Origin of the sequence: Microbispora sp. CA-102843, assembly GCF_050936215.1 — a bacterium.
GTDB lineage: Bacteria > Actinomycetota > Actinomycetes > Streptosporangiales > Streptosporangiaceae > Microbispora.
The window spans coordinates 2,888,655-2,913,957 of the sequence record NZ_JBNJNF010000001.1; the positions used below are offsets into that span (position 1 = coordinate 2,888,655).

Below are 25,303 nucleotides of genomic sequence, written 5' to 3' on the forward strand. Positions count from 1 at the left end.
AAGGTCAAGCACTCTGCAACCGTGCGGCCCTATCAACGGCTTGTGAGGCCCGCGGAATCCATCACGGGGCTCCGCCTGACCGGCCGAGCGGCACAGCCGCCGATGAGAGGTGAGCGCGTCATGAAGAGCATCCGCAGGAGCACGGTCATGGTCGTCACCGTGGGCGCCCTCGCCCTCGGCCTGGCGCTCCCCACCGGGACGGCCAATGCGTCCGCCGCCTCCAAGACGTTCACCTGGAAGAACGGCTCGACCGCGGGCGACTGCACGATGTACAGCGGCGGCGCCGGCTGGACGGCCCCGACATGGACTCTCTATCCGGACGGCACGGCCCGGTTCGACGCCACGCTCACCAGTCTGTCGGGTGACGACGCCTGGCTGATGTGGGCGCATCTCAAGGACGAGAACGGCGCACTGCTCGCCGACATACGCATACCCGGCAGCACCAGCACCAAGTTCGTCAAGAACCTGCCCCTCGCCTGGCCGCGGAAGTATCGATGGCTGGCCGAGGGCCGGTTCGACCCCAGCCTGTACCCCCTGATCAAGGGCATGTCGCTGAGCAAGCACTGCTGAGGACGTCCACATTCCTCGGCCGCTTCCACCTCGCAGGGAGCGCGGGGAGGGGTTCGGCGCGTGGCGCCTCGCGGCCGGACGCGCCGGGCTCACCAGAGAGCGAGCGACCGGGTCAGGATGCCGGCGAGGTCCTCCTCCCGCACGGGCCTTGGAGAGGTGGTGAGCAGCCGCTGCTGCTTCATCGCCCCCTCCACCAGCGCCGGCACGTCGGCCTCCGCGTATCCCACGCCGCCGGTGCCGTTCGGGATGCCGACGTCGCGCATGAGCGCGGTCAGCACGCCGGGCAGGAATTCCGCCGGCTCGTCCGGCTTCACCGCCGAGGGATCGAGCAACTCGGCCGCGCGCAGGTGCCGCGCCGGGTCCGCCTCGAAGGTGAACCGGAACGCCTCCGGCGCGGTCAGCGCCACGGCCATGCCGTGCGGGACCATCGGCTCGCCGCCGGGATAGCCGCGCGGGTGGAAGTCCTTAACCCGGCCGGCGATCGGATAGGCGTTGGCGTGCGGGATGTGCACGCCGGCGTTGCCGAACCCGAGCCCCGCGAACGTCGCCGCCAGCGCCATCGCGCCCCTCGCCTCCGCGTCGTCGCCGTGCCGTACGGCGGCGCGGAACGAGCCGGCGAGCAGCCGGATCGCCTGCTCCGACCACATGTCCGCCACCGGGTTCGACCCGCAGTACGGCACGCGCTCCTCCGGCCGCCTCCGCTCGTATGAGGTGTACGGCCGGGCGGTGTAGCTCTCCAGGGCGTGACAGAGGATGTCCATCCCCGCCGCGGCGGTCACCTCGGGCGGCTGCGTCATCGTGAGGTCCGGGTCCACGACGGCCAGCACCGGGCGGAGGCGGGCGTGACTGATCCCCGTCTTGACCTTCAGCCCGAGCACGTCGAGCACGCAGATCGTGGTGCTCTCCGAGCCGGTGCCCGTGGTCGTGGGCACCGCGACCAGCGGTTTGAGCGGCCGGGAGGGGGCGCGGCCGGCGCCGATCGGCGCGTTGACGTAGTCCATCAGCTCGCCCGGATTCGTCGTCAGCAGGTTGACGGCCTTGGCCGTGTCGATGCTCGACCCGCCGCCGACCGCCACGAAGGCGTCCCACGGGCCGCTCGCGCGGGCGTGCCCGATCGCCGCGATCAGGCTCTCGTCGGTGGGCTCGACGCGCACGCCGTCGTACACCTCCGCGTGCATGCCGAACCCGGCGATCTGTTCGGCGATCCGCGCCGGAGCGCCCGTCGCCGCGACGCCGGCGTCGGTCAGCACCAGCACGCGGCGCACGCCGTACTGCCCGAGGTCGAAGCCGATCTCGGCGGACGCGCCGGGGCCGAACTTCAGCGCGGGCGCGCCGTACGTGAAGACGGACTCGGGGTTGCTCGGGACGATCACGATCGCTGGCCTTTCACTCGCGGCGGTCATGAGGGCACAGACCCGGGGGCCTACGCGGCGCGCTGCATACCCGATGGGCAACCTGGCATGTAGCATGCTGCATGTCAATGCGCCGCCGTACGCGGGCGGGCCCACGACCCTCCGGAGGGTGGTCAGACGGTGCGAGCGGTCGCCGGCACGTCCAGTCTCACCGAGCAGGTCATCGAGGCGGTCAGGGAAGCCATCCACTCGGGAGAGCTGCGGCCCGGAGAGCTGTATTCGGTGTATCGGCTGGCGGAGCAGCTCAACGTCTCCCGCACCCCCGTACGCGAGGCGATGCTCCGGCTGGCGGAGGCAGGCCTGGTGCGCTTCGAGCGGAGCCGGGGTTTCCGCGTGCTGCGCCGCGACCCCCGGGAGATCGCCGAGGTGTTCCACCTGCGGCTGCTGCTCGAGATGCCGGCGACCAGGCGGGCGGCCCGCCACGCCGGTCCCGGCCTCGCCCGCGTGCTGCGCGAGGAGCTGGAGGCGATGCGCGCCGCGGCGGCCGACCACGACGAGCCGCGGTTCATGCGGCACGACCGGGCGTTCCACGACGCGATCCTCGCCGCGGGGGCCAACCGGCGGCTCGCCGAGGTCGTCGCCGGGCTCAGGGACGCCACGGTGACGCTGGGCGCCTCCACTGTCGACCGCTCCCGCTCGCTGGCGGACGTCGCCGCGGAGCACGAGCCGATCCTCGTCGCCGTCCTCGGGGGCGACCCGGACGCCGCCGCCGCGGCGATGCGCGGCCATGTGGCCCACACCGGCGAGCTCCTCGTGGCCCAGGCCGCCGCCGAGAACGGCCAGCCCGCCGACCCGGCCGACATCGCCCTCATCCACGACGCAGCGGACGAATCTACGGCGTAAAGGACCAAACGGTCGAGCGGACCGCGCACATGATCAGAGCATGGGCAAGATCCGAGCCTGCAGCCCACCGGGTCATGCAAGGTTCGCGGCGCGCTCAACGCCGTGGCCGCCGCCCCCGAACCACGTGTGGTGACGGCGTCGGCCGGCAACCATGGGCTCGGCGTCGCCTTCGCCGCGAAGACGCTCGGCCGCGATGCGACGGTGGTGGTCCCGAGCACCGCCTCGGCCGCGAAGGCAGACCGGCTGCGCCGCCTGAACGTGGACTTGGTGAGTGCAGGGGAGAGCTTCGACGAGGCCGAAGAACACGCGCTCGCGCTCGCCGAGGCGTCGGGGCGGTACTACATATCCGCCTACAACGATCCGTACGTCATCGCGGGTCAGGGCACGATCGGACACGAGCTGGACGAGCAGCTCGACGGGCCGCTGACCGTGGTGTGCCCGGTCGCCGGTGGAGGGCTCGCCTCCGGACTGGGGCTGTGGGCGGCGGGCCGCGCGGACGTACGCGTCGTCGGCGTGGAGACCGCGGCCTCCACCGCCGTGTCCGCGGCGGTCGCCGCGGGCCGTCGCGTGCCCGTCGAGGTCGGCCCGACCCTCGCCGACGGCCTGGCCGGGAACATCGAGCCCGGATCGGTCACCGTCGGCCTCGTCGCGCGATATGTGCATCACCTGGTCACGGTGACCGAGGACGAGATCCGCGCCGCGCTGCGTTACCTGGCCGCCGAGCGTGGATACGTGGCCGAGGGCGCGGGAGCGGTACCGGTCGCCGCTCTGCTCGCGGGAAAGGTCGCCGCGTACGGACGGGTCGTCGCGGTGCTCTCGGGCCGCAACATCACCGCCGCCGCGCTCGCGTCCGTCCTCGCGGCCGGCGAGACGGAACCGGCCTCGCCGTCGTGAGCCGCAGGCCGGGCCTGGACCAGGACGACAGGTCAGGGAGCGCGCTTATCCGTGACCGTGGTGAGCGCGGCGACGGCTCGCAGCGCCGCCGCCGGGTCGTCGGCGAAGAACCGCACCCGCGGGACGGCCGTCGGGCGTACGGCAGCCGCCAGCAGGCGGCGCGGGCGGGCTACCTCGATCGGTTCGCGCAGGTCGACCACGATGTTCGTCTGCGCCGAGACCGCGAGGGCGAGCTCACCGTCCGACAGGCGCAGGAGTCTCTTCTCGTCGTAGCGGCGGTCGATCCGCGCCGACGCGATGAGCTCCGCCGGAACGTCCAGGCTGAACAGGCGGCCGTACCGCAGGCGCAGCCCGTCCGGTGACACGGTGTGCGGCCGGCGGGCGCAGCTCACCATGACGCCGAGGACGCCGAGGGCCGACGACGCGTCGAGCGCCAGGATCACCAGGCGCGGCACGTCCGGCAGCCCGAACCGGCGCAGCAGCAGGTCCATGGCCACGGTCTCCAGGACCAGCACGAACAGCAGCGCCGCCATCGTGGGCGTCTGCTCCCGGCTGTAGCTCACCGCGTGCCTCACGACGGCGCTTCGTCCGAGAGCAGCGCCATGACCTGCCGTACGACCTCGGCCTGCGCGGGGGACAGATCGGCGAGGAACGCCCCCGCGAACGGGTCGTCGGCGCCGGGCATCGCACCGCCCAGCGCGGCGGCGAGTTCGCGGGGCAGGTGGGCGGCGAAGTCGGCGGCGAGGGCGCCGACGCGGGGATCGGCGGGGTCGGCGCCGTCCAGCTCCGCCAGCCTCCGATACAACGCCTCGGCCCGCGCCAGCGACTCCGGCGTTGTCATGGGCCGCATCAGCTCCAGCAGCCGGTCCCGATCCTCGGGCTCGGCCACCGTGTCGAGGAGGGCGAGCAGTTCGGCGTCGGCCGCCGCGAACGGGGAGTCGCGCACGGGTTCGAGGCCCCGCAGGAACTCGGCCATCCGCGGCGAGACGGCGCCGTCCGGCGACGGCGACTCCTCGCTCAGCAGCGCGGCGAGCCGCTCGCGCCTGGCCCGGATCGCCGCCTCCTGCCGGGCGAGGTCGGCGTCCAGCTCCAGCAGGATCTCCCGCAGCTCCCTGGCGGAGTCACCGGCCAGCACATCGCGCACCTCGTCCAGCGACAGGCCCAGCTCGGTCAGCCTGCGGGCCCGGGCGAGGCGGAGCGCGTCGCGCAGGCCGTACTCGCGGTAGCCGTTGACCCGCCTCGGCGGTTCGGGCAGCACGCCCAGATGGTGATAGTGCCGCACAGTACGGGTGGACACCCCGGCCAGCGCGGCGAGTTCTCCGATCCGCATGCCCTCATTAGAGACGTTGACGTCGCGGCAAGGTCAACAGCTCAAAGAGATAGCCAGGGCGCGGCGAGGAGAAAGCCGCCGTAGACGAGCGCGGCGGCGGAGACGAGCAGGAACAGCAGCACCCACAGCGTGCCGGGCACGCGGGTCAGCCGGGCGAGCTGGTCGGCGTCGGAGTCAGGGGCGCGGCCGAGGCGCCGCTTGCTCTGCAGCTCCAGGATCGGCCGCACACCGCCGAGCAGCAGGAACCACGCGGCGGCGTACGCGCAGGTCGACTGGACGTGGGGCGGGGCGAACCACGACAGCGCGAAGACCGCGCCGCCCACGGCGAGCAGCGACACGGCGCCGAAGAAGTTTCTGATCATCAGCAGCATGCACGTCAGCAGCGCGAGCACGGCCCACAGCAGCATCGTGATCCGCCCGCCGGAGACCAGCCAGGCCGACCCGAGCCCGATCAGGGAGGGTGCGACATATCCCGCCGCGGCTGTGGCGATCATGCCGGGCCCCGTGGGCCTGCCCCTGGTGAGCGTCACGCCCGAGGTGTCCGAGTGGAGGCGGATGCCCCGCAGTTTGCGCCGGGTCAGCACCGCGACCAGCGCGTGGCCCCCCTCGTGCGCGATCGTGATCAGGCCGCGGGAGATGTGCCACGACGCCGGGTAAGCGACGACGGCGAGTGCGGCGAACCCGGACAGGACGACCAGCCAGAGCGGGGGCGCGATCTGCGTGGCGGTCAGGTGGTTCCACAGGGCGTTCAGGGGGTTCACCCCCGAGATCGTACGGCCCGCCGCCCCGGCCCGTGGTCCCCGTGCCTGAGCATTGGGTCCGTATGGCTGGGGTAAGCGCGACGCTGGCGGTTACCTTCTACGTGTGGCTGAGCGGCGTATGCGTGGACTGCGCGGATTGAGTGGGTTGATGAGGACGAAACCGGAGCAGGCTCCCGAGCACTCCATGGATCCCCGTGCGGATGAGGCGGAGACGTTCAGGCAGAGTGTGATCGACAACGCCGTGTACGTGGACGGCGAGCGCGTGGACTCGCCGTTGTCGCTGGGCGACGCGATCGCCTCGCTGCGCTCGCGGCCGAGCGCGATGGCGTGGATCGGCCTCTACCGGCCCGAGGAGGACGAGCTGATCAAGGCGGCCGAGGAGTTCGGCCTGCACGAGCTCGCCATCGAGGACGCCATCGTCGCCCACCAGCGGCCCAAGGCCGATCGGTACGGCGACACGCTGTTCGTCGTGCTGCGGGCGGCGCAGTACCTCGACAAGCCCGAGAAGGTCGCCTTCGGCGAGCTGCACGTCTTCGTCGGTCCCGACTTCGTGCTGACCGTGCGGCACAGCGAGGCCCCCGACCTGTCCAAGGTGCGCCGGCGCATGGAGTCGGACCCCGACCTGCTCCGCCAGGGGCCGCAGGCCGTGCTGTACGCGATCCTGGACGCGGTGGTGGACGGCTACGCGCCGGTGGTCGCCGGGCTGCAGAACGACATCGACGAGATCGAGGTGCAGGTCTTCGGTGGCGACCCGGCCGCGCCCCGGCGCATCTACAGCCTGTCGCGGGAGGTCATCGAGTTCCAGCGGGCGACCAGCCCGCTGGTCCCGATGCTCGACGGCTTCATCGCGGGCTCGCCCAAATATGGCGTGAACGAGGAGCTGCAGCGCTACCTGCGCGACGTGTCCGACCACGCCATCACGGTCACCGAGCGCGTGGCGGGCTTCCGGCAGATGCTCCAGGACATCCTCGTCGTCAACTCCACACTCGTCAGCCAGCAGCAGAACGAGGAGATGACCAAGCTCACGGCCGCGAGCATCGCCCAGGGCGACGAGGTCAAGAAGATCTCGTCGTGGGCGGCCATCCTGTTCGCCCCGACGCTGGTCGGCACGATCTACGGGATGAACTTCGACCACATGCCCGAGCTGGACTGGCTGCTCGGATACCCCATGGCGATCGTGCTCATGGGTGTCGTCTGCCTCACGCTCTACCTGGTCTTCAAACGCCGCGACTGGCTCTGAGCCGCACAGGGCCGGGCACGGCCTTGTCGGGCCAACTATCTAGATATATCGTTTATGTATCTCGATAGTTGGAGGATCAGATGCACGACGAGATGTGGCCCCCGCCGGCCCCGTTCGCGCCGCCTCCGCCCCTGTCTCCGCCGCCCCACCTCGATCTCCCGCTCCCGCCGGTTCCACCCGAACCCCCGCTCGGTGTGCCGCCCGCGCTGGGCCCGCGCGTGCGGCGGGGCGACGTCCGCACGGCCCTGCTGCGCCTGCTGACGGAGGAGCCGCGCAACGGCTACCAGATGATTGAGGAGATCGCGCGGCGCAGCGGGGGAGTGTGGCGGCCCAGCCCCGGCTCCGTCTACCCCGCCCTCCAGCAGATGGAGGACGAGGGGCTGGTCAGCGGGGTGGAGACCGGCGGCAGCCGTACGTACCGGCTGACCGAGGAGGGGCGGCGGCAGGCCGACGAACGGGCCGAACCGTGGGCCGACGTGTGCCGCAGCCTGCCGGAGGACCGGCACGAGCTGCGGACGCTGTGGGGACAGCTGAGTGAGGCGTTCGTCCATCTCACTCACGTCGCCGACGACCGCCAGGTCGCCGAGACCAAGAAGCTGCTCAAGAGCACCAGGCAGGCGATGTTCCGGATCCTCGCGGAGGACGCATGAGCGTCGCGGTGGAGGTGCGCGGGCTGCGCAAGAACTACGGCGAGGTCGAGGCCGTCAAGGGCGTCGGCTTCGACGTGGCGCCGGGTGAGGTGTTCGGCTTCCTCGGGCCGAACGGCGCGGGGAAGACCACCACGATCAGCATGCTGTGCACGCTGGTCACCCCCACGGGCGGCACGGCCCGTGTCGCGGGGTACGACGTGGTGAAGCAGCGCGACGAGGTGCGCCGCAACATCGGCCTGGTCTTCCAGGACCCGACCCTGGACGGCTACCTCACCGCCGAGCAGAACCTGCGCTTCCACGCCGAGCTGTACGGCGTGCCGAAGGAGGTGCTCGGCGACCGGCTGCGCCAGGTGCTGGAGATGGTCGGGCTGTGGGACCGCAAGGACAGCAAGGTCATGACGTTCTCCGGCGGCATGAAGCGCCGCCTGGAGATCGCCCGCGGTCTGCTGCACTCGCCCCGCGTGCTGTTCCTTGACGAGCCCACGGTGGGCCTGGACCCGCAGACGCGCTCGGCCATCTGGGGGTACATCAACAGGCTGCGTCACAGCGAGGACATCACGATCTTCATGACGACGCACTACATGGACGAGGCCGAGTACTGCGACCGCATCGCGATCATCGACCACGGCGAGATCGTCGTGATCGACTCGCCGGAGGCGCTGAAGGCGAGCGTGGGCAAGGACCGCGTGCAGATCCAGACCGGCGACGACGAGCGGGCCATCGGGCTGCTCAAGGAGAGGTTCGGCCTCGACGCCGCCGTACGCGAGGGCCAGGTGACGTTCGCGGTGGCGTCGGGGGAGGAGTTCGTGCCCCGGCTGTTCGCCGACCTCGGCGTGCCGATCCGGTCGGTGAGCGTGTCGCGCCCGTCGCTCGACGACGTCTTCATGTCCTACACCGGCTCCACGATCCGCGACGCCGAGTCGTCGGGGGCGGGCAACCAGTGGATGCGGGCGAGAGCAATGCGGGGAAGGTGAGCCCATGACGACCGACGTGGTCCGGGTGAGCGTGCCGCGCGCGAGCGGCGGCCACGACCTGCGCGCGATCAAGGTGGTCCTGCACCGGGAGATGCTGCGGTTCGTGAACGACCGCACCAGGATCGTCTCCTCGCTGGTCCAGCCAGTGCTGTGGCTGTTCGTGATGGGCACCGGGCTCGGCACGCTCGTGCGCGGGTCGATCCCCGGCGTCGACTTCCGCACGTTCATGTACCCCGGCATGATCTCGATGACCGTGATCATGACGGCGATGTTCTCGGCCGGCTCCATCGTCTGGGACCGCGAGTTCGGCTTCCTGCGCGAGATGCTGGTCGCGCCGGTGAGCCGGGGCGCGATCGTGATCGGCAAGTGCCTCGGGGGCGCCGTCGTGGCCTGCCTGCAGGGCGTGATCATCGTCGCTCTCGCGGGGCTGGTCGGCGTGCCGTACTCGCCGGTGCTGATCCTCACGCTGCTCGGCGAGATGTTCCTGGCCGCCTTCACGATCACGGCGTTCGGCGTGACGCTGGCCGCCAGGATGCGCAACATGCAGAGCTTCTTCGGCGTGATGCAGATGGCGATCATGCCGATGATGTTCCTGTCCGGCGCGATGTTCCCGCTGGCGAACCTGCCGTCGTGGCTGCACGTGCTGACCACGGTCAACCCGCTGACGTACGCGGTGGACCCGATGCGCCGGGCGGTCTTCGGCCACCTCGACGTGCCGCCGCAGGTGGACGCGATGCTCAACCCCGGAGTGAGCTGGTTCGGCCACAGGCTGCCGGTGCCGCTCGAACTCGGCCTGGTCGCCGCCATCGGCGCCGCCCTGCTCGGCGTGGCCGTCCTCCAGTTCCGCCGGACGGACTGAGTAGCCCTGCGTCAAGCCGCCGCGGCCGGCGGACGATCGCGGGCGCGAACCGGCCCGGGGCGTGCGGGACGCCCCGGGCCGGCTCAGTGATCCTCTAGCGCTTCACGCGCACCCAGTCGCTCCGGCTGGTGGAGCGATCGGCCTCGCCGTTCCCGGCGAAGACGACCTTCCAGTAGCCGGACGCCGACGCCTTGGTCTTGCCCCAGAACTTGCCGGTGCTGTTCGTCCACAGCGTCTTGACGTAGTGCCAGGAGCCGCCGGCCTTCTTGAACCACACGCTCACCCTCTGGTGGCCGTAGCCCTCCCAGCCGTCGTCCCAGGCCTGGAGCTCGCCGCGGAAGGTGAGGTACCTGTGATACCTGACCGGCTCCGGTGCCGCGTTGAACTGGACGACCCGGGTGTGGGCCTTGGGCGTGGGCGGAGGCGTCGGCCGGGGCACGCGGACCGTCACGTAGTCGGTCGCGCTCGCCGAGTAGCCCGCTCCGCCGGCGCCCTCGAACTCAGCACGCCACCAGCCGGAGGTCCTGGCCGTGACGTCCGCCCAGAAGCGGCCGTCGGAGTCGGTCCAGTCGGAGGTGACGTACTGCCAGCGGTAACCGCCGGCCGGCTTGAACAGGATCTTCACCTGCCGGCCCGGGTAGCCGCTCCAGCCGGCGAAGCCGGAGATCTCCAGCCGGCCGCGCAGGCGCAGCGCGTCACCGGCGTCGACGGGCTCGGGGGAGGCGTCGAATCCGGTGATCCGGGTGCGGCTGGCCTGGGCTCTGACGTCGACCCGGTCGCTGTCGCTCGTCGCGGGCTCGGCGTCGGAGGCGCCCTCGAACTCGGCGCGCCACCAGCCGCTCCCGACCGCGCTCTCGTCGACGGAGAACCGGCCGCGCCGGTCGGTCGTCACCGAGCCGACCCGGCTGTAGGAGCCGCCGACCGGCTTGAAGGCGATGTAGACCCGCTGCCCGTCGTACGCCTGCCGGCCGTCGCCGTCCCGGTAGGTCAGCGCGCCGGTCAGCCTGATCCGGTCGCCCCGGTCGACGACGTCCGGTGCGGCGTCGAAGTCGAGGTCGGTGGTCCAGTGGACCTGGAACTCCTTGCTCGCGGTGCCGCCGCCGGCCCGCACCTCCAGCTTCCAGACGCCCGGCTCGTCCCTGAAGGTGAAGCCGTACCTGGCCGTGTAGGCGCCGGAGCCCGAGGGGCCGGGATCCAGCGTGACGGTCCGGCCGTCGCGGTCGACCAGCCTCGCCGCGCCCTTCTCGGACGCCTTGTAGGTGAAGGTCGCCGTCGTGCCCGCGCCGGTTGCGACGACGACGGGACTGGGGGAGACGGTCAGGTCGCCGGGACCCGCCGCCGTCGCCGCACCGGCGGTGGCCGGGAGCGCGACGAGGGCCGCCCCTCCCAGAGCCACTGCCGCGATCACGGCATGAATGCGTTTCAACATTCCGGTGAACCATCCTTCCCGGTGGTTGAACGCGGCCTGAGGGTGCCACGTCATTCATTACGAGTAGACGGGCGAATACCGGCGACGGTTGAGCTCACTTACTTATCGTCATCGATTTGTGTCAAAAGACATGATCCATAATCTCGTGTGAGCGTGCCGCTCGGATCCGTATCCCCAGGCGAAAAGTGCTGTGTGTGACGATTGTGATTGCGGGTGGCTCGACGACCTCGGCGCGCTGCGCTCCTGGCGGAGATATCTCTCGACGCCGCGCGAGACAACGCCTATGTGGCCGCGATCCCTCATCACATGGCGGCTGCTCGACGGCTGAGGACGACCCACCTCGCCATCGGTTTTTCCCCTGGTGACACGGCCCCGAGGGGAGAGCCGTAACGGAGTTGTCGCTGTGCGGGACGGAGCGTGCATCGTGCGACATAATCGGCCGTGTGGTGCGGGACGCTGTGGAGACGCATTTCGCCGAGGCCGTCGGGGCCCTGACCCCCGGACCCTCTCGGGATCCGGACCTGCCGGTACGGCCGGGCACGGGCCTGACGGGCACGCGGTGCCGTGAGCTGTTCGCCGTGCAGCTCGGCAGCCGGCTCCTCGACGTCGCCGCCCGCGTCATGCGTGAGCGCGACGAGGGCTTCTACACGATCGGGTCGTCCGGGCACGAGGGCAACGCCGCCGTGGCCGCCGCGCTCCGCGTGGACGACCCCGCGCTCCTGCACTACAGGTCGGGCGCCTTCTACCTGACCCGTTCGGCTCAGGCCGGGCGGCTGGCCGAGGAGGGGCTGCGCGACGTGCTGCTGGGGATCACCGCGTCGGTCGAGGAGCCGATCGCGGGCGGCCGGCACAAGGTGTTCGGCCACCCCGGCCTCGCCGTCATCCCGCAGACCTCCACGATCGCCAGCCACCTGCCGCGCGCCGTCGGCGTCGGCTTCGCGATCGAGCGGGCGCGCATGCTCGGCCTGCCCTCACCCTGGCCCGGGGACGCCGTCGCCGTCTGCAGCTTCGGCGACGCGTCGATGAACCACGCGTCCGCGCTGACCGGGCTGAACACCGCCGCGTACGGCCGCTTCCGCGGGCTGCAGATCCCGGTGCTGTTCGTGTGCGAGGACAACGGCCTCGGCATCAGCGTGAAGACCCCCCCGGAGTGGATCGCGCAGGCCAGGCACCCCCTGCTGGAGTATTTCCAGGCCGACGGCTGCGACCTGGCCGAGGCCTGCGACGTGGCGCTGCGCGCCGTCGAGCACGTGCGCGTCAACCGCGCCCCGGCGTTCCTGCACCTGCGCACCGTGCGCCTGATGGGCCATGCCGGGTCCGACGTGGAGATCGGCTACCGCACCCGCAGGGAGATCGCCGCCGATCTGGATCGCGACCCCCTCGTCCGTACGGCGCGGTTGCTCGTGGAGGCGGGCCTGGCCGCGCCCGACGAGCTGCTCGCGCGCTACGAGGCCGAGCGCGACCACGTGCTGAAGCTGGCGTCGGAGTGCGCGCGGCGGCCCCGGCTCACGACGGCGGCGGAGGTGATGGCCCCGCTCGCGCCGCGCCGTCCCGAGGCGGTGGCCGCCGTGGCCGTGCGGTCCGCGCCCGCCGAGGCGCGCGAGCGCGCCTTCGCCACCCTGCCGGAGCAGGAGGGCAGGCTGACGGTGGCCCAGGCGGTCAACCGCGCGCTGGCCGACGCGATGGCGCTGGACCCCGGGGTCCTGGTGTTCGGCGAGGACGTGGCCCGCAAGGGCGGGGTGTACGGCGTGACGCGCGGGCTGCTGCGCCGGTTCGGCGCCGAGCGGGTCTTCGACATGCTCCTGGACGAGCAGGCGATCCTCGGCCTCGCCCTCGGGAGCGGGGTGTCGGGGCTGCTGCCGGTGCCGGAGGTCCAATATCTCGCCTACCTGCACAACGCTCTTGATCAGATTCGCGGCGAGGCGTCGACCATGCAATTCTTCTCGCAGGGCGCGTATCGCAATCCGCTGGTCGTACGAGTCGCCTCATATGCCTACCAAAAGGGCTTTGGTGGACATTTCCATAATGACAACTCAATCGCCGCATTGCGCGATATTCCCGGCGTGATCGTCGCGTCTCCGGCGCGGCCCGACGACGCGGCCGCGATGCTGCGCACCTGCCTGGCCACCGCCCGCGAGGACGGCAGCGTCTGCGCGTTCCTCGAACCCATCGCGCTGTACCACACGCGCGACCTCTTCGAGGAGGGCGACGGAGGCTGGCTCGCGCCGTACGCGCCGCCGGCGCGCTGGGCCGAGACGCACGTCCCGGTCGGCCGCGCCCGCTCCTACGGCGACGGCCGCGACCTGACCATCGTCACCTTCGGCAACGGCGTGCGCATGAGCCTGCGGGCGGCGGTCAAGCTCACGGCGGAGGACATGGGCTGCCGGGTGCTCGACCTGCGGTGGCTGTCGCCGCTGCCGGTCGAGGACCTCATGCGCGCGGCCGAACTGACCGGCCGCGTGCTGATCGCCGACGAGACCCGCCAGAGCGGCGGCGTCTCCGAGAGCGTGATCGCGGCGCTCGTCGACAACGGCTTCCGCGGCCCGATCGCCCGGGTGACCTCACAGGACAGCTTCGTCCCGCTCGGCCCGGCCGCTGACACCGTCCTGCTGTCGGAGTCCGACATCGAACGCGCGGCCCGCAAACTGCTCGCCTGACCGGTCAGGCGGTCAAAGCCGCGATGCGGCGTACGGCCCGGACCTACGCCGGAAGCAGGGTGAATGCGGGAGTGTGGATGGGACGGACCACCGAGAAGTCCCGTACGTCGACGGTCATCACCTCGGCGATCCGCGTCCGCTCCGCCACGGCCACCACCGAGGCGTCGGCGGCGCCCAGGGGAAGATCGTGGTATCGCTCGACGAGGACCGCGATTCTCGCGAGGTCGGACTCGGTCAGGTCGACGAGGCGGAACCAGCCGGACTCGAGGAGCCGGACGAACGCCGCCTCGGCCTTCGGCCCGCCCAGCCTGCCGAGCATGTAGCAGCTCTCGGCGGCGACGAAGCTGGGAACCAGCAGCGGACGGTTCGCCTTTTTAAGCCGCACGAACTCCTGTACGCAACGCTCGTGGTTCTTGTCGTTCAGGAAGGTGGCGGCCACGATCGGACCGGTGTCGACAACGATCACGCTTCGTGACCGTAGCCCTCCGCAAGGATTTCTTCCACCTGTTCGGAAGCGTCGCTCCGATTGGCGTGGAACGCGCCGAAAAGCGCAGGAAGACCGTCAGGGCCGAGCTCCGGCTCCTCACGGGAATAGACCAACTGGAGGAGCCGCGCACGCTCCTCACGCACCTGGTCTGGCCGGAGCTGGTCGACCAGCCGATGAAGATCCTCATACTCTTCCCGCGGCGCCGTCATGCCCTCGAGTCTATGACGCGAGCCCGGCGGTGAGGGGATTCAGAGCCGCGACAGGGCGGCGCGGGCCATGGTGCGGAGCAGGTCGGCCATGGCCTCGGGGGCGAGCTCTCCCGCGCTGCGCGGGGTGGAGTTGAGCAGGCCGAAGACCGCGTGCGTGGCGGCGCGCAGCCGCGCGGGCGGGCACGCGGGGTGCAGTTCGGACAGCACGGTGACCCACTCCTCGACGTACAGCCGCTGCAGCCGCCGGATGGCCCGGCGGGCCTGCTCCGGCACGTTGTCCAGCTCGCGCTCGTGGACGCGGATGAGTGCGGGGTGACTCAGCGCGAACTGGATGTGCCCGGACAGCAGCGCGTCGAGCGCGGCCTCCGCGGTGTCGGGATCGGCGGTGGTGGCCAGCCGTGCCCCCTGCTCGCGCAGCCGCTCGCTGATGTCCAGCAGCATCTCGGTGAGCAGGGCCTCCTTGCCGCTGAAGTGCCGATACAGCGCCGGCCCCGACACGCCCACGGCCGTGCCGATGTCCTCGATGGACACGCCGTGGAAGCCGCGCGCCGCGAAGAGGTCCGCGGCCGCTTCGAGGATCTCGGCCCGCCGATTGCGGGTAGGGGTCTTCACGGCACCATGGTAGACGGAGTCTGTTAATGATGACTAACATCCGAGCATGAGCACGAGTGACTGGCCGGTGCTGGAGAGCCGGTGCGACCCGGGCGGTGAGCCGTACAAGCGCAACGCGGAGGCGAACGAACGCCTGGTGGCGGACCTGCGGGAACGGCTCGCGGCGGCGGCGCGCGGCGGCCCCGAGCGGGCCAGGGCCAGGCACGTCCAGCGCGGCAAGCTGCTGCCCAGGGACCGTGTCGACACGCTCCTCGACCCCGGCGGGCGCTTCCTGGAGCTGTCCCCGCTCGCGGCCACCGGCATGTACGACGACCAGGCCCCGGCGGCCGGGATCATCACCGGCGTGGGACGGGTCGCCGGACGCGAGGTCGTGATCGTGGCCAACGACGCCACCGTCAAGGGCGGCACGTACTACCCGATCACGGTCAAGAAGCACCTGCGCGCCCAGGAGGTCGCCCTCCACAACAACCTGCCGTGCGTGTACCTGGTCGACTCGGGCGGCGCCTTCCTGCCGAAGCAGGACGAGGTCTTCCCCGACCGCGAGCACTTCGGCCGCATCTTCTACAACCAGGCCACCATGTCGGCGCGCGGCATCCCGCAGATCGCGGCCGTGCTCGGCTCCTGCACCGCGGGCGGCGCGTACGTCCCGGCGATGAGCGACGAGGCCGTGATCGTCCGTAACCAGGGGACCATCTTCCTGGGCGGGCCGCCGCTGGTGAAGGCCGCCACCGGCGAGACCGTCACCGCCGAGGAACTGGGCGGCGGCGACCTCCACGCCCGCGTCAGCGGCGTCACCGACCACCTCGCCGAGGACGACGCGCACGCCCTGAAGATCGTCAGGGACATCGTGTCGACGCTCGCTCCGAAGGGCTCCCGCCCCTGGGAGGTCGCGCCGGCCGAGCCGCCGCTGTGGGACCCGCGCGACCTGTACGGCATCGTCCCCCAGGACACCCGCCAGCCGTACGACGTGCGCGAGGTGATCGCCCGCGTGGTCGACGGCAGCCGGTTCCTCGAATTCAAGGCCGAGTACGGCCCGACTCTGGTCACCGGCTTCGCCAGGATCCACGGGCACCCCGTGGGCATCGTCGCCAACAACGGCATCCTCTTCAGCGAGTCGGCGCTCAAGGGCGCGCACTTCATCGAACTGTGCGACCGGCGGTCGATCCCCCTGGTGTTCCTGCAGAACATCAGCGGCTTCATGGTCGGCAAGGCGTACGAGGCCGGGGGCATCGCCAAGCACGGCGCGAAGATGGTGACGGCGGTCGCCTGCGCCCGGGTGCCGAAGTTCACCATGATCATCGGTGGCTCGTTCGGCGCGGGCAACTACGCGATGGCCGGGCGCGCCTACTCGCCCCGCTTCCTCTGGATGTGGCCGAACGCCCGCATCTCGGTCATGGGCGGCGAACAGGCCGCGACCGTGCTCACCATGGTCGGCGACGCCGACGCCGACGAGATCCGGGCCCAGTACGAGCACCAGGGCAACCCCTACTACTCGACCGCGCGCCTGTGGGACGACGGGGTGATCGACCCGGCGGACACCAGGACCGTCCTCGGCCTGGCGCTCGGCGCCGCCGCGAACGCCCCCCTCGAACCCGTCGGCTACGGCATCTTCCGGATGTGAGGTGTTTGATGACTCGTTCGCCGGCTCCTCGTTCGCTTCGCGAGCGGTTCGTTCCTCACCGCTCACTCCGCTCACTGCGTCGGGTTCTCGCTGTGTTGATGACTCGTTCGCCGGCTCCTCGTTCGCTTCGCGAGCGGTTCGTTCCTCACCGCTCACTCCGCTCACTGCGTCGGGTTCTCTCGTGATGTTCTCCAGTGTCCTGATCGCCAACCGGGGCGAGATCGCCGTCCGGATCATCCGTACGCTGCGCGCCCTGGGCGTGCGGGCCGTCGCCGTCCACAGCGACGCCGACCGCGACGCCCGTCACGTGCGCGAGGCCGACCTCGCCGTACGGCTTCCGCGCGGTTACCTCGACATCGACGCGATCGTCGAGGCCGCCCGGGCGAGTGGCGCCGAGGCCGTCCACCCCGGGTACGGCTTCCTCGCCGAGAACGCCGAGTTCGCCCAGCGCTGCGCGCAGGAGGGCCTGGTGTTCGTCGGCCCGTCCGCCGGGGCCATCGAGGCCATGGGCGACAAGATCCGGGCCAAGGAGACGGTCGCCCGCGCGGGCGTGCCGGTCGTGCCCGGCGGCGCGGAACCGCACGACGACCTGGCCGAGGTCGCCGAGCGCATCGGCTTCCCCGTGCTGATCAAGCCGTCCGCGGGCGGGGGCGGCAAGGGCATGCTGCGGGTCGAGTCCGCCGACGGCCTGGCCGCGGCAGTCGAGTCGGCCCGCCGTACGGCGACGGCGGCCTTCGGGGACGGCACCCTGCTGATCGAGCGGTTCGTGGACCGGCCCCGGCACATCGAGATCCAGGTCATGGCCGACGGCCACGGCAACGTCGTCCACCTCGGCGAGCGTGAGTGCAGCCTGCAGCGGCGCCACCAGAAGATCGTGGAGGAGGCGCCCTCGCCGCTGCTCGACGACGAGACGCGGGCCCGGATGGGGGCGGCGGCGGTGCAGGCCGCCCGGTCGGTCGGCTACGTCGGCGCCGGCACCGTCGAGTTCATCGTGCCCGGCTCCCATCCCGGCGACTTCTTCTTCATGGAGATGAACACCCGGCTGCAGGTCGAGCATCCGGTCACCGAGATGGTCACGGGTCTCGACCTGGTCGAACTGCAACTGCGGATCGCGGCGGGGGAGCTGCTGCCGCTCGGGCAGGACGAGGTGCGCCTGCGCGGCCACGCCGTCGAGGCCCGCGTCTACGCCGAGGACCCGGCCCGCGACTTCCTGCCGACCGGCGGCCGGATCCTGGCCCTGCGCGAGCCCGCGGGCGAGGGTGTGCGGTTCGGCGTGCGGTTCGACTCTGGGCTGACCGGCGGGATGGTCGTGGGCAGCGACTACGACCCCATGCTGGCCAAGGCGGTGGCCTGGGCCCCTGACCGGGCGGGCGCGCTCGCGGCCCTCGACCGGGCGCTGGCCTCGACCGTGATCCTCGGGGTCACCACGAACATCGGGTTCCTGCGCGCGCTGCTGGCCGACCCTGAGGTCGCCGCCGGGCGGCTCGACACCGGGCTGGTCGAGCGGCGGCTCGGCGACCTGGTGAGCGGCGAGGTTCCGGACGAGGTGCTGGCGGCGGCCGCGCTCGTCTTCCACGCCGGGTTCGACTCCTTGGGGCGTACGACGGACGACCCGTGGGACGTGGCGGACGGCTGGCGTGTCGGGGAGCCCGCCTGGACCGTGCACCGGCTCGGCGTGCCCGTACGGGTGCGGGGCGCCGCCGGCGACGCGGAGATCGAAGTTAACGAACGTTCACTCGGCCGTGCTCGGCTGGAGCGGACCGGCTCAGGTGAGGCGGCGGTCACTCTCGGCGGGATCACCCGGAGGTACGCGGTGGCCCGGAACCGCGAAACGGTGTGGCTCGCCGAGGGTGGCCGCGCCTGGCCCCTCACCCGGCACGAGCCCGGCGACCCGAAGGACCGGGCGGGTGGGGCGCTCTCCGGCGACGGGGTCGTACGCAGCCCGATGCCGGGAACGGTGCTGCTCGTGAAGGCGGCGGAGGGCGACCGGGTCACGGCGGGGCAGCCGCTGGTCGTCGTGGAGGCGATGAAGATGGAACACACCCTGACGGCGCCGGCCGACGGCGTGCTCGCCGAGTTGCGGGCCCGGCCGGGACAGACGGTGGAGCTGGACGCGGTCCTGGCGAGGGTGACGCCGTGCGAGTGACGATCTACGAGGTCGGCCCGCGCGACGGCCTGCAGAACGAGTCCGCCGTCGTGCCCGTCGAGGTCAAGCGCGAGTTCATCGGGCGGCTGGCCGAGGCCGGGCTGACGACCATCGAGGCGACGAGCTTCGTCCACCCCAAGTGGGTGCCTCAACTCGCCGACGCGGGCGAACTGCTGGAGAGCCTGCCCCGGGTGCCCGGAGTGCGCTACCCGGTGCTCGTCCCCAACGAGCGGGGCCTCGACCGGGCCCTGGAGCAGGGCGTCACCGACATCGCGATCTTCGGCAGCGCCACCGAGTCGTTCGCCCAGCGCAACCTGAACCGGACCGTCGAGTCGCAGTTCGAGATGTTCGCCCCCGTCGTCGAACGGGCCCTCGCCCACGGCATGCGGGTCAGGGCGTACGTGTCGATGTGCTTCGCCGACCCCTGGGAGGGGGCGGTCGCGCCCGAGCAGGTCGCCCGGGTCGGGCGCAGGCTGCTCGACCTCGGCTGCTACGAGCTGTCGCTCGGCGACACGATCGGCGTCGGCACACCCAGGCACGTCGAGGCGCTGCTCGACGCCTTCGCCGAGGCAGGCGTCGGGCCCGACCGGCTGGCCGTCCACTTCCACGACACCTACGGACAGGCCCTCGCCAACACGCTCACCGCGCTGAAGCGGGGGATCACGGTCGTAGACTCCTCCACCGGCGGCATCGGCGGCTGCCCGTACGCCAAGAGCGCCACCGGCAACCTCGCGACCGAGGACCTGGTGTGGATGCTCGACGGTCTCGGCGTCGAGACCGGGGTGGACGTCAGGTCTCTGACCGCCACCAGCCTCTGGCTCGCCGAAATCCTGGGCCGGCCGAGCCCCTCCCGCGTCGTCCAGGCTCTCGGCAAGGAGATCTAGATGCTCAACGACGAGCACGTCGAACTGCGCAAGTCGGTCGAGGAGTTCGCTCGCGAGGTGGTGGCTCCCGTCATCGGGGACTACTACGAGCGGTGCGCGTTCCCGTACGACATCGTCCGCAAGATGGGCGCGATGGGCCTGTTCGGCCTGCCCGTCCCGGAGGAGTACGGCGGCATGGGCGGCGACTACTTCGCGCTGTGCCTGGCCTTGGAGGAGCTGGCCAGGGTCGACTCCTCGGTGGCGATCACCCTTGAGGCGGCGGTCTCGCTGGGCGAGATGCCGATCCTGAGGTTCGGCACGGACGCCCAGAAGCAGCGGTGGCTGCCGAAGATGGCGACGGGGGAGATCCTCGGGGCGTTCGGGCTGACCGAGCCCGGCGGCGGGTCCGACGTGCCGGGCGGCATGGGCACCACGGCCGTCCTCGACGGCGGCGATTGGGTGATCAACGGCTCGAAGGCGTTCATCACCAACTCGGGCACCGACATCACCGGAGTCGTCGGGGTGGCGGCGATCACCGGCCGCCGGGAGGATGGCAGGCCGGAGATCTCCACGATCCTCGTGCCGTCGGGCACGCCCGGGTTCACGGTGTCGAAGAAGTACTCCAAGGTCGGCTGGTCGGCCTCGGACACCCGGGAGCTGTCGTTCGCCGACTGCCGGGTGCCGGAGGAGAACCTGCTAGGTGAGCGAGGCCGGGGCTACGCGCAGTTCCTCCAGACGCTGGACGAGGGCCGGGTGGCCATCGCCGCGCTGTCGGTGGGCCTCGCCCAGGGCTGCGTGGACGAGTCGCTGCGGTACGTCCGGGAGCGCCGGGCCTTCGGTCAGGAGATCGGCCGCTACCAGGCCATCCAGTTCAAGATCGCCGACATGGAGGCCAGGGCGCACACGGCCCGCCTGGCCTACTACCACGCCGCCGAGCGCATGCTGGCCGGTCTGCCGTTCAAGAAGGAGGCGGCGATCGCCAAGCTCGTGTCATCCAACGCCGCGATGGACAACGCCCGCGACGCCACCCAGATCTTCGGCGGCTACGGCTTCATGAACGAGTTCCCCGTGGGCCGCTTCTACCGGGACGCGAAGATCCTGGAGATCGGCGAGGGCACCAGCGAGGTGCAGCGCATGCTCATCGCCCGCGAGCTCGGCCTGCCCGCCTAAGTAGGGAGGGTGTCGCGCTCGGTCCAGCAGGGCTACGGGAGAGGCCGAGCCGGTCGGGGGGAACGCCCTGCTGAGCTGGCTGACCACGCTCGTGCTTGAGTGGGTGGTGATCAGCTCATCCCGATTTCCGCAATGAGATTTACCGACCCGTTCGACCCGCTCACTCGGCCACCGCTGAATCGACGCCTCGCCCGGGGCTTTGACCGGCGCACTACCAGCAACGTCAGATCAGAGATGTTCAGGACCTGTTGCACACCAGAGATGGTCATTCGCTCAGGTTGTCTGTATAAGCGGCTCTTCATGGGTGAGCGGGGTTGTGCCCTCGTTTGATCGCTGAGTGTGATCTCCGTTTGGTTGCTCTCCGTGGTGGGCGCCGGCTCGTGCGGGTGGTGGCGTAGCGGGAGCGACGACGCTGGCCGGCCCGGGTCGCGGAAGCCGAACGCGATCTGGGCGGCGAGCTTGATGACCCGGTTGGTGCCCTCGCTGGCGGCGTTGGAGACCTTCAGGGTGATCGCGGCGGCGATCTGCTCGCGCCACCGTCTCGGCCAGGGTGACCAGTTCGGGGATGTGGTCGTGGGCACTGCACCAGGAGAAGAACGCGTGCAGCCGGTCGCGGACGCCGGCGGCGCACCGACGCGACCATCCTGGTTGCGGCCTGGACCACGTGGAACGGGTCGACCACCAGGTGGGGCAGATCCGCCCGCCCGCCCCGCCCCCGTAGGCAGCACATGCACCCGCCGCCTGCCGTTGTGGCCGGCTTCCACCTCCGAGACCTCCAGGCAGATCAGGCCCAGCAGGTCCGATCCTGCATGTTGATCCACGCGCCCGCGCCGTAATCACTTTCCCTGAACAAGATCGTGATCTTAGAGGCCGCGGGCGCTTCCCATGTCCGACCCTCGAGTTCGATCACCACCTTGATGGCTGCCCGGTCACAAAGAGAGCTCAGGTGACAGCGCCGCCCCGACTAAACGCGAAGACCGTATAAGCCAGATTCCTCCGCAATTGCCCAATAAGCATCCGAAATATGTCGTATGGTGGCAAAATGCGACAGATGTGCGTGGTATGAGTCGGGCGTACTCGTGGGGCGAACCTAGCGGTCGCTTTGTGGGACTCCTGTGATCATTTATTGGCATGGTTTCGGCCCAAATACCGGCGCCTGTCCCTGCTCGGTCAATTGGGTATGATGTCGAGCGGCGGGATGTAAAGAGCGTCCCGTCGCGCGGTATAGTGGCCACGGGTGATCACACAATGATCACATAGGGTGGGGTACCGCAGGAAACTTGCGGGATTGACGTCCAAGTAGCGCGTTCCGACCCTTGCGGGCGTGGCCCGAATGGTCGGTTTTGGGGGGATGCTGATTTTCCTGTCCCTGGTCTCTGTCGTAACGGGCCGGGTCGGGAATGTAATGCTACCTACAGTTCGTATCCGAACGTGACTCGGTCATCACGTTTCGGGGATGGCATCTCCAGTGGTAGAGACCTGGAGGGCCGTGCTTCCATGCGAGTTCGATTCCTAGGTCCAGCCCGCACTCTGGCACGGCCCTCCTTCGTACAACCTTCAATGAGGAAGGCAGCACGAACAGGTGCAAAATCGCATAACACCCTCTATGAGGGTAGCCGACATCGGCACGTCTTGTCTGCGTGACCGCAAGTATAGAGAGTGCTACGTTCCGCTAGGGGCGCTGTCTGTGCTTGTTCCCGTCGGCCAGTGGAAGGCGTGCGTCCGATGAGTCGGGAAGTGCAGCCACAGCCCCAGGCCATCTCGGCTACCGGCGCCCCACAGCCCAAGAAGTCGAGGTTGAGGCGAATTGGTGCGTTCTGTAAGCGTCAGGCAGTCAGAGTCGGGAGCCTGGCTCTTCTCGGCATCGCGTGGCCCGTCATCGCGAGCCAGATCTCTCTGACGATCATCCAGGCACTGATCGGCTACATCGTGGTCGTTGTCGTCGGAGTTGGCGCGACACTCGTCCTCGCGCCGCTCTTTACCTTGCGCGATGCGGAGTCGCACGAGCGAACGAGTAAGCATCTCGTCCGAGCGGCGCGTTGCCTCGTCTTTGTTTGGGTGAGCATTGCCGATGCCTTCCGCCCTCGCGGTGAGCGGGCGACGATCGATCCAGACGCCATCCTCTCCTGGGAAGAGGGCAGGAAGAGCGACGACAGAGTGACGAGTTCTATAAGTGTCATCACCACTGCCCAGGTCATCGCGTCCCCCTCCGGGGCCAGAGCTGACGATGACGCGTTAGCCCGGTTGCCGGAGCCGACGAGCATTCGCGCCATCCCCGCCTCGGCGGGGCAGCAAGAAGGGGGCGCGGCCACGGAACCGCTGGACATCGCTGCCCTGTTCCTCGCCGATCCTGACGATTCCAACGGGTCGAACGAGAAGGTTCGGCAATAATGGTTGAACGCCCCCTACAGAAGGCTTCACGTGTGACTTCCCCGCGTCACATACGGCAGGATACGCGACGGAAACGCGGAATGCTCCCCCCAGTCGCGCCTACTGTCGCAATCCTGGTAATCTGTGCGGTCGGGCTATCCATTGACCGTGGCATCATCCATTTCGATGGCCTTCTGGTGACGCTTCTCGGGGCCGTGGCCGTGGCGGTGACGGTGGCTGCGATGCTGTTCTTGGCGCCGCTTTTCGCGCGCTCGGAAGAGGAGTTCGTTAGATCCGCCAACCATTTGGTCAGAGTAACCAGAATAGTCGGCACGACTTTGTCCCTGATGGTAGGTGGCCTGAAATTATCGAAGGTCGACCGGTTGGGCGATTGGTCGGGGCCCGGGCTACATGTAAATCGTGCAGGATCGAACGATCGCATCGGCGATTCCTCGGGTTGCAGGTCTGAGGCTCTAGACCCGAAGAACGTCGACACGGAGGCGCGTAAGCCGCTGACTGCCACGGATTACAGAAACGCCTTCAGGCTTGTCTGGGCACAGAGTTTGCGCCGGGAAAGGGAACCGCAACTTTCGATTGCACAGATAAACCAGTTCCTGGCGCGGCGGATACGCGACACCTGCCCGGATCCCTGGGATTCCGATTGCGCCAGGCAGGAAAACGGCGGCCACCCGAGTGGGAAGCATCAGGAATGACGAGGGTGCCTCGGCCTCGTCGTCGCTCACTCGGCCAACAGGTGGGCGCTGGACCGCCCGCTGACCGGCGCGAGGGCTGGCACTACCCACCGGCCGGCGCGGGTACCCGTGACCGCTCTCGGTTCAGCGCCGGAACACCGCGTCAGGGCATGGTCCGGGGTGGGAGGACGGTGAGGTACAGGGGGGCGTGGCCGTCGTAGCCGAGCCCGTGCTGGTTCCAGGGGACGTCCGCGGGCCGGGGCTGCACGTTGCCCGCCCTGTCGCGGGCGCGTGACATCACGCGGTAGCGCCCAGGCCGAGCCCCTCGCCACGGCACCTCGAACCGGACCCAGATCAGCGGCTCGGGCGGGGTGAGGAGCGTCGCCCCGCGCCAGGGCATCTCCGACACCCAGCGCCCGGGGGCGATCAGCCGCTCGATCGTGACGTCGACGTGGTCGATCGTCCCGGCGCCGGACCAGGCCCGGCCGTGCAGCGTGTGGTCGCCCGGCGGGAGCGTGACGCCGTCGTCGAGTTCGAGGGCGCTGCGGACCCGGCCGACGGTCGGCCGGACGGGCGTGGGGTAGGAGGGGCCCACGAGCACCTGGTTGCGCTGGAGCCCCTGGGCGGGCAGGCGTCGTACGGACGCCTCGATCGTGCCGAGCCACTTCACCGCCGTGTTGGCGCCCCACCCGGACATGAGGGCGCGCAGCGGATAGCCGTGGTCGACGGGCAGGTCGGCCCCGTTCATGTGGTGCGCCAGCAGGCTGTCGTCCCGCAGGGCCTTGCCGGCGGGGACGACCTCCGAGTAGTGCACGGTCCCCTCCGGGGTGGCGATCTCGTCCAAGCCGGTGAACCGCACGTCCACGGCGTGGCCGAGCCCGGCCGCCGCGAGCACGTCCCTGACCCGTACGCCGGTCCACTCGGCGGCGCCGACCGCGCCGAAGTGCCACTGGGTGTAGCCGGTGGGAAGCCACCGGCCGTCGCCGGACGGCGGGAGTTCGGGGAAGAAGGCCGAGCAGTTCGCGCCGCAGTCGAGGGTGCGGCGCACGGTGACCTGGGGCAGCGCGAGCAGGTCCGCGTACGAGAACGACCTGGGGCGGGGGACCGCGTCACCGGTGATCTCCAGACGCCACGACGAACGGTCGATGTGCGGCGGGCGGGCCCGGTTGTGGATGTAGAACCGGTCGTTGGGGATCAGGTCCCCATATCCGCCGACCGGACCCCACTTCATCTCCTCCGAGCCGTTCCCCCGATGGGAGAAGTAACGGGACGGCGTCTCCTGCACGACGAAGTCCTGTCGGGCGGGCGCGGAGACGGCCTGCCGCGGTGGCGCCGCGGGCGCCTGCCGTACGGCGGCGAGGGCCAGCGGTCCCGCCGCCGAGTAGACGAGGAACCGGCGGCGGGAGCATCCCGCCTCCGCGCTCTCGGTCCGGTCTTGCCGACGACGATCTTCCATGGCCCTCACCCCGCCGTATATCTGCCCATTTCTGGACAAATGCCTCAGTCGGTCCGCG

The 25,303-nt window shown here is 70.3% G+C and carries 24 protein-coding genes; 14 read left to right on the top strand and 10 right to left on the bottom strand.

All coding sequences use genetic code 11. From position 1 onward, the window contains the following. Positions 1-120: 120 nt before the first annotated feature. Positions 121-570 (top strand): DUF6294 family protein, encoded by a 450-nt coding sequence (locus ACQEVJ_RS13585; protein WP_433100756.1) that lies wholly within the window; start codon positions 121-123, stop codon positions 568-570. Positions 571-659: 89 nt separating this feature from the next. On the opposite strand, the gene ACQEVJ_RS13590 is transcribed toward ACQEVJ_RS13585, so the two are convergent. Next, positions 660-1,943: a hydroxyacid-oxoacid transhydrogenase gene (locus tag ACQEVJ_RS13590; protein ID WP_433100758.1), complete on the bottom strand. Its 1,284-nt coding sequence runs from the start codon at positions 1,941-1,943 to the stop codon at positions 660-662. A 159-nt stretch (positions 1,944-2,102) separates the two neighbouring features. Here ACQEVJ_RS13590 and ACQEVJ_RS13595 point away from each other — a divergent pair, with 159 nt between their 5' ends. Together ACQEVJ_RS13595 and ACQEVJ_RS13600 are read left to right on the top strand one after the other, a co-directional pair. Next, the gene (locus tag ACQEVJ_RS13595) at positions 2,103-2,825 is read left to right on the top strand and encodes a GntR family transcriptional regulator (RefSeq protein ID WP_433100760.1); all 723 of its coding nucleotides are present in this window, start codon (positions 2,103-2,105) and stop codon (positions 2,823-2,825) included. Positions 2,826-2,882: 57 nt separating this feature from the next. Further along, positions 2,883-3,719 (top strand): threonine ammonia-lyase, encoded by an 837-nt coding sequence (locus ACQEVJ_RS13600; RefSeq protein ID WP_433112704.1) that lies wholly within the window; start codon positions 2,883-2,885, stop codon positions 3,717-3,719. A 32-nt stretch (positions 3,720-3,751) separates the two neighbouring features. On the opposite strand, the gene ACQEVJ_RS13605 is transcribed toward ACQEVJ_RS13600, so the two are convergent. Genes ACQEVJ_RS13605 through ACQEVJ_RS13615 form a run of 3 tightly spaced genes read right to left on the bottom strand, consistent with a single transcriptional unit; the run spans position 3,752 to position 5,801 of the window. Next, positions 3,752-4,294 (bottom strand): hypothetical protein, encoded by a 543-nt coding sequence (locus ACQEVJ_RS13605; RefSeq protein WP_433100762.1) that lies wholly within the window; start codon positions 4,292-4,294, stop codon positions 3,752-3,754. Beyond that, positions 4,291-5,049, bottom strand: a complete 759-nt coding sequence (locus tag ACQEVJ_RS13610) for a MerR family transcriptional regulator (protein WP_433100764.1) — start codon at positions 5,047-5,049, stop codon at positions 4,291-4,293. The genes ACQEVJ_RS13605 and ACQEVJ_RS13610 overlap by 4 nt, the downstream gene beginning before the upstream one ends. A gap of 41 nt (positions 5,050-5,090) precedes the next feature. Further along, entirely contained in the window at positions 5,091-5,801 is a 711-nt protein-coding gene (locus ACQEVJ_RS13615; RefSeq protein ID WP_433112707.1) for a M50 family metallopeptidase, read from the bottom strand. Between the two features lie 157 nt (positions 5,802-5,958). Here ACQEVJ_RS13615 and ACQEVJ_RS13620 point away from each other — a divergent pair, with 157 nt between their 5' ends. The 4 genes from ACQEVJ_RS13620 to ACQEVJ_RS13635 all read left to right on the top strand — a co-directional run bounded on the left by ACQEVJ_RS13620 (position 5,959) and on the right by ACQEVJ_RS13635 (position 9,533). After that, a complete protein-coding gene (locus tag ACQEVJ_RS13620) occupies positions 5,959-7,050 on the top strand; it encodes a magnesium and cobalt transport protein CorA (RefSeq protein WP_433100767.1) in 1,092 nt (363 codons plus the stop codon). A gap of 80 nt (positions 7,051-7,130) precedes the next feature. After that, the gene (locus tag ACQEVJ_RS13625; RefSeq protein WP_433100769.1) at positions 7,131-7,700 is read left to right on the top strand and encodes a PadR family transcriptional regulator; all 570 of its coding nucleotides are present in this window, start codon (positions 7,131-7,133) and stop codon (positions 7,698-7,700) included. Beyond that, positions 7,697-8,674, top strand: coding sequence for an ATP-binding cassette domain-containing protein (locus ACQEVJ_RS13630; RefSeq protein WP_433100771.1), 978 nt, complete (start codon positions 7,697-7,699; stop codon positions 8,672-8,674). The genes ACQEVJ_RS13625 and ACQEVJ_RS13630 overlap by 4 nt, the downstream gene beginning before the upstream one ends. A gap of 4 nt (positions 8,675-8,678) precedes the next feature. Beyond that, positions 8,679-9,533 carry an ABC transporter permease gene (locus ACQEVJ_RS13635; protein ID WP_433100773.1) on the top strand — a complete coding sequence of 285 codons (855 nt, stop codon included), beginning with the start codon at positions 8,679-8,681 and terminating at the stop codon, positions 9,531-9,533. 94 nt (positions 9,534-9,627) lie between these two features. On the opposite strand, the gene ACQEVJ_RS13640 is transcribed toward ACQEVJ_RS13635, so the two are convergent. Continuing rightward, positions 9,628-10,962 (bottom strand): hypothetical protein, encoded by a 1,335-nt coding sequence (locus ACQEVJ_RS13640; RefSeq protein ID WP_433100775.1) that lies wholly within the window; start codon positions 10,960-10,962, stop codon positions 9,628-9,630. A 443-nt stretch (positions 10,963-11,405) separates the two neighbouring features. Between ACQEVJ_RS13640 and ACQEVJ_RS13645 the strand changes: the two genes are divergently transcribed. Then, on the top strand, positions 11,406-13,619 hold the full coding sequence (locus ACQEVJ_RS13645; RefSeq protein ID WP_433100777.1) for a transketolase C-terminal domain-containing protein: 2,214 nt from the start codon (positions 11,406-11,408) through the stop codon (positions 13,617-13,619). A 43-nt stretch (positions 13,620-13,662) separates the two neighbouring features. On the opposite strand, the gene ACQEVJ_RS13650 is transcribed toward ACQEVJ_RS13645, so the two are convergent. The 3 genes from ACQEVJ_RS13650 to ACQEVJ_RS13660 are packed head-to-tail and all read right to left on the bottom strand — an operon-like array spanning position 13,663 to position 14,927. Continuing rightward, positions 13,663-14,085 (bottom strand): type II toxin-antitoxin system VapC family toxin, encoded by a 423-nt coding sequence (locus tag ACQEVJ_RS13650; RefSeq protein WP_433100779.1) that lies wholly within the window; start codon positions 14,083-14,085, stop codon positions 13,663-13,665. After that, positions 14,082-14,315 (bottom strand): hypothetical protein, encoded by a 234-nt coding sequence (locus tag ACQEVJ_RS13655; RefSeq protein ID WP_433100781.1) that lies wholly within the window; start codon positions 14,313-14,315, stop codon positions 14,082-14,084. The genes ACQEVJ_RS13650 and ACQEVJ_RS13655 overlap by 4 nt, the downstream gene beginning before the upstream one ends. 39 nt (positions 14,316-14,354) lie before the next feature. After that, the gene (locus ACQEVJ_RS13660; RefSeq protein WP_433100783.1) at positions 14,355-14,927 is read right to left on the bottom strand and encodes an SACE_7040 family transcriptional regulator; all 573 of its coding nucleotides are present in this window, start codon (positions 14,925-14,927) and stop codon (positions 14,355-14,357) included. Positions 14,928-14,973: 46 nt separating this feature from the next. Between ACQEVJ_RS13660 and ACQEVJ_RS13665 the strand changes: the two genes are divergently transcribed. The 4 genes from ACQEVJ_RS13665 to ACQEVJ_RS13680 all read left to right on the top strand — a co-directional run bounded on the left by ACQEVJ_RS13665 (position 14,974) and on the right by ACQEVJ_RS13680 (position 20,727). After that, complete coding sequence (locus ACQEVJ_RS13665) at positions 14,974-16,548, top strand: carboxyl transferase domain-containing protein (RefSeq protein WP_433100785.1); 1,575 nt, start codon at positions 14,974-14,976, stop codon at positions 16,546-16,548. Between the two features lie 184 nt (positions 16,549-16,732). Next, a complete protein-coding gene (locus tag ACQEVJ_RS13670) occupies positions 16,733-18,694 on the top strand; it encodes a biotin carboxylase N-terminal domain-containing protein (protein ID WP_433112710.1) in 1,962 nt (653 codons plus the stop codon). Next, positions 18,685-19,578: a hydroxymethylglutaryl-CoA lyase gene (locus ACQEVJ_RS13675; protein ID WP_433100787.1), complete on the top strand. Its 894-nt coding sequence runs from the start codon at positions 18,685-18,687 to the stop codon at positions 19,576-19,578. Before ACQEVJ_RS13670 ends, ACQEVJ_RS13675 begins: the two co-directional genes overlap by 10 nt. Then, the gene (locus ACQEVJ_RS13680) at positions 19,579-20,727 is read left to right on the top strand and encodes an acyl-CoA dehydrogenase family protein (RefSeq protein WP_433100789.1); all 1,149 of its coding nucleotides are present in this window, start codon (positions 19,579-19,581) and stop codon (positions 20,725-20,727) included. It abuts the gene before it with no gap. 110 nt (positions 20,728-20,837) lie between these two features. On the opposite strand, the gene ACQEVJ_RS13685 is transcribed toward ACQEVJ_RS13680, so the two are convergent. Then, positions 20,838-21,548, bottom strand: a complete 711-nt coding sequence (locus ACQEVJ_RS13685; RefSeq protein ID WP_433100791.1) for a transposase — start codon at positions 21,546-21,548, stop codon at positions 20,838-20,840. An 886-nt stretch (positions 21,549-22,434) separates the two neighbouring features. Between ACQEVJ_RS13685 and ACQEVJ_RS13690 the strand changes: the two genes are divergently transcribed. Together ACQEVJ_RS13690 and ACQEVJ_RS13695 are read left to right on the top strand one after the other, a co-directional pair. Then, the gene (locus ACQEVJ_RS13690; protein ID WP_433100792.1) at positions 22,435-23,118 is read left to right on the top strand and encodes a hypothetical protein; all 684 of its coding nucleotides are present in this window, start codon (positions 22,435-22,437) and stop codon (positions 23,116-23,118) included. Between the two features lie 80 nt (positions 23,119-23,198). Continuing rightward, positions 23,199-23,810 (top strand): hypothetical protein, encoded by a 612-nt coding sequence (locus tag ACQEVJ_RS13695; RefSeq protein ID WP_433100794.1) that lies wholly within the window; start codon positions 23,199-23,201, stop codon positions 23,808-23,810. 142 nt (positions 23,811-23,952) lie between these two features. Here the strand turns inward: ACQEVJ_RS13695 and ACQEVJ_RS13700 are convergent, their stop codons facing one another. Next, positions 23,953-25,245: a molybdopterin-dependent oxidoreductase gene (locus tag ACQEVJ_RS13700; protein WP_433100796.1), complete on the bottom strand. Its 1,293-nt coding sequence runs from the start codon at positions 25,243-25,245 to the stop codon at positions 23,953-23,955. Between the last annotated feature and the right edge of the window lie 58 nt (positions 25,246-25,303).

What these genes read in the sequence shown, in the direction of transcription:
- ACQEVJ_RS13585 (WP_433100756.1), top strand. Translation starts at nt 121, where the DNA reads ATGAAGAGCATCCGCAGGAGCACGGTCATGGTCGTCACCGTGGGCGCC.
- ACQEVJ_RS13620 (WP_433100767.1), top strand. Translation starts at nt 5,959, where the DNA reads ATGAGGACGAAACCGGAGCAGGCTCCCGAGCACTCCATGGATCCCCGT.
- ACQEVJ_RS13655 (WP_433100781.1), bottom strand. Translation starts at nt 14,315, where the DNA reads ATGACGGCGCCGCGGGAAGAGTATGAGGATCTTCATCGGCTGGTCGAC.
- ACQEVJ_RS13670 (WP_433112710.1), top strand. Translation starts at nt 16,733, where the DNA reads ATGTTCTCCAGTGTCCTGATCGCCAACCGGGGCGAGATCGCCGTCCGG.
- ACQEVJ_RS13630 (WP_433100771.1), top strand. Translation starts at nt 7,697, where the DNA reads ATGAGCGTCGCGGTGGAGGTGCGCGGGCTGCGCAAGAACTACGGCGAG.
- ACQEVJ_RS13665 (WP_433100785.1), top strand. Translation starts at nt 14,974, where the DNA reads ATGAGCACGAGTGACTGGCCGGTGCTGGAGAGCCGGTGCGACCCGGGC.
- ACQEVJ_RS13625 (WP_433100769.1), top strand. Translation starts at nt 7,131, where the DNA reads ATGCACGACGAGATGTGGCCCCCGCCGGCCCCGTTCGCGCCGCCTCCG.
- ACQEVJ_RS13610 (WP_433100764.1), bottom strand. Translation starts at nt 5,049, where the DNA reads ATGCGGATCGGAGAACTCGCCGCGCTGGCCGGGGTGTCCACCCGTACT.
- ACQEVJ_RS13635 (WP_433100773.1), top strand. Translation starts at nt 8,679, where the DNA reads ATGACGACCGACGTGGTCCGGGTGAGCGTGCCGCGCGCGAGCGGCGGC.
- ACQEVJ_RS13700 (WP_433100796.1), bottom strand. Translation starts at nt 25,245, where the DNA reads ATGGAAGATCGTCGTCGGCAAGACCGGACCGAGAGCGCGGAGGCGGGA.
- ACQEVJ_RS13695 (WP_433100794.1), top strand. Translation starts at nt 23,199, where the DNA reads ATGCTCCCCCCAGTCGCGCCTACTGTCGCAATCCTGGTAATCTGTGCG.
- ACQEVJ_RS13680 (WP_433100789.1), top strand. Translation starts at nt 19,579, where the DNA reads ATGCTCAACGACGAGCACGTCGAACTGCGCAAGTCGGTCGAGGAGTTC.
- ACQEVJ_RS13640 (WP_433100775.1), bottom strand. Translation starts at nt 10,962, where the DNA reads ATGTTGAAACGCATTCATGCCGTGATCGCGGCAGTGGCTCTGGGAGGG.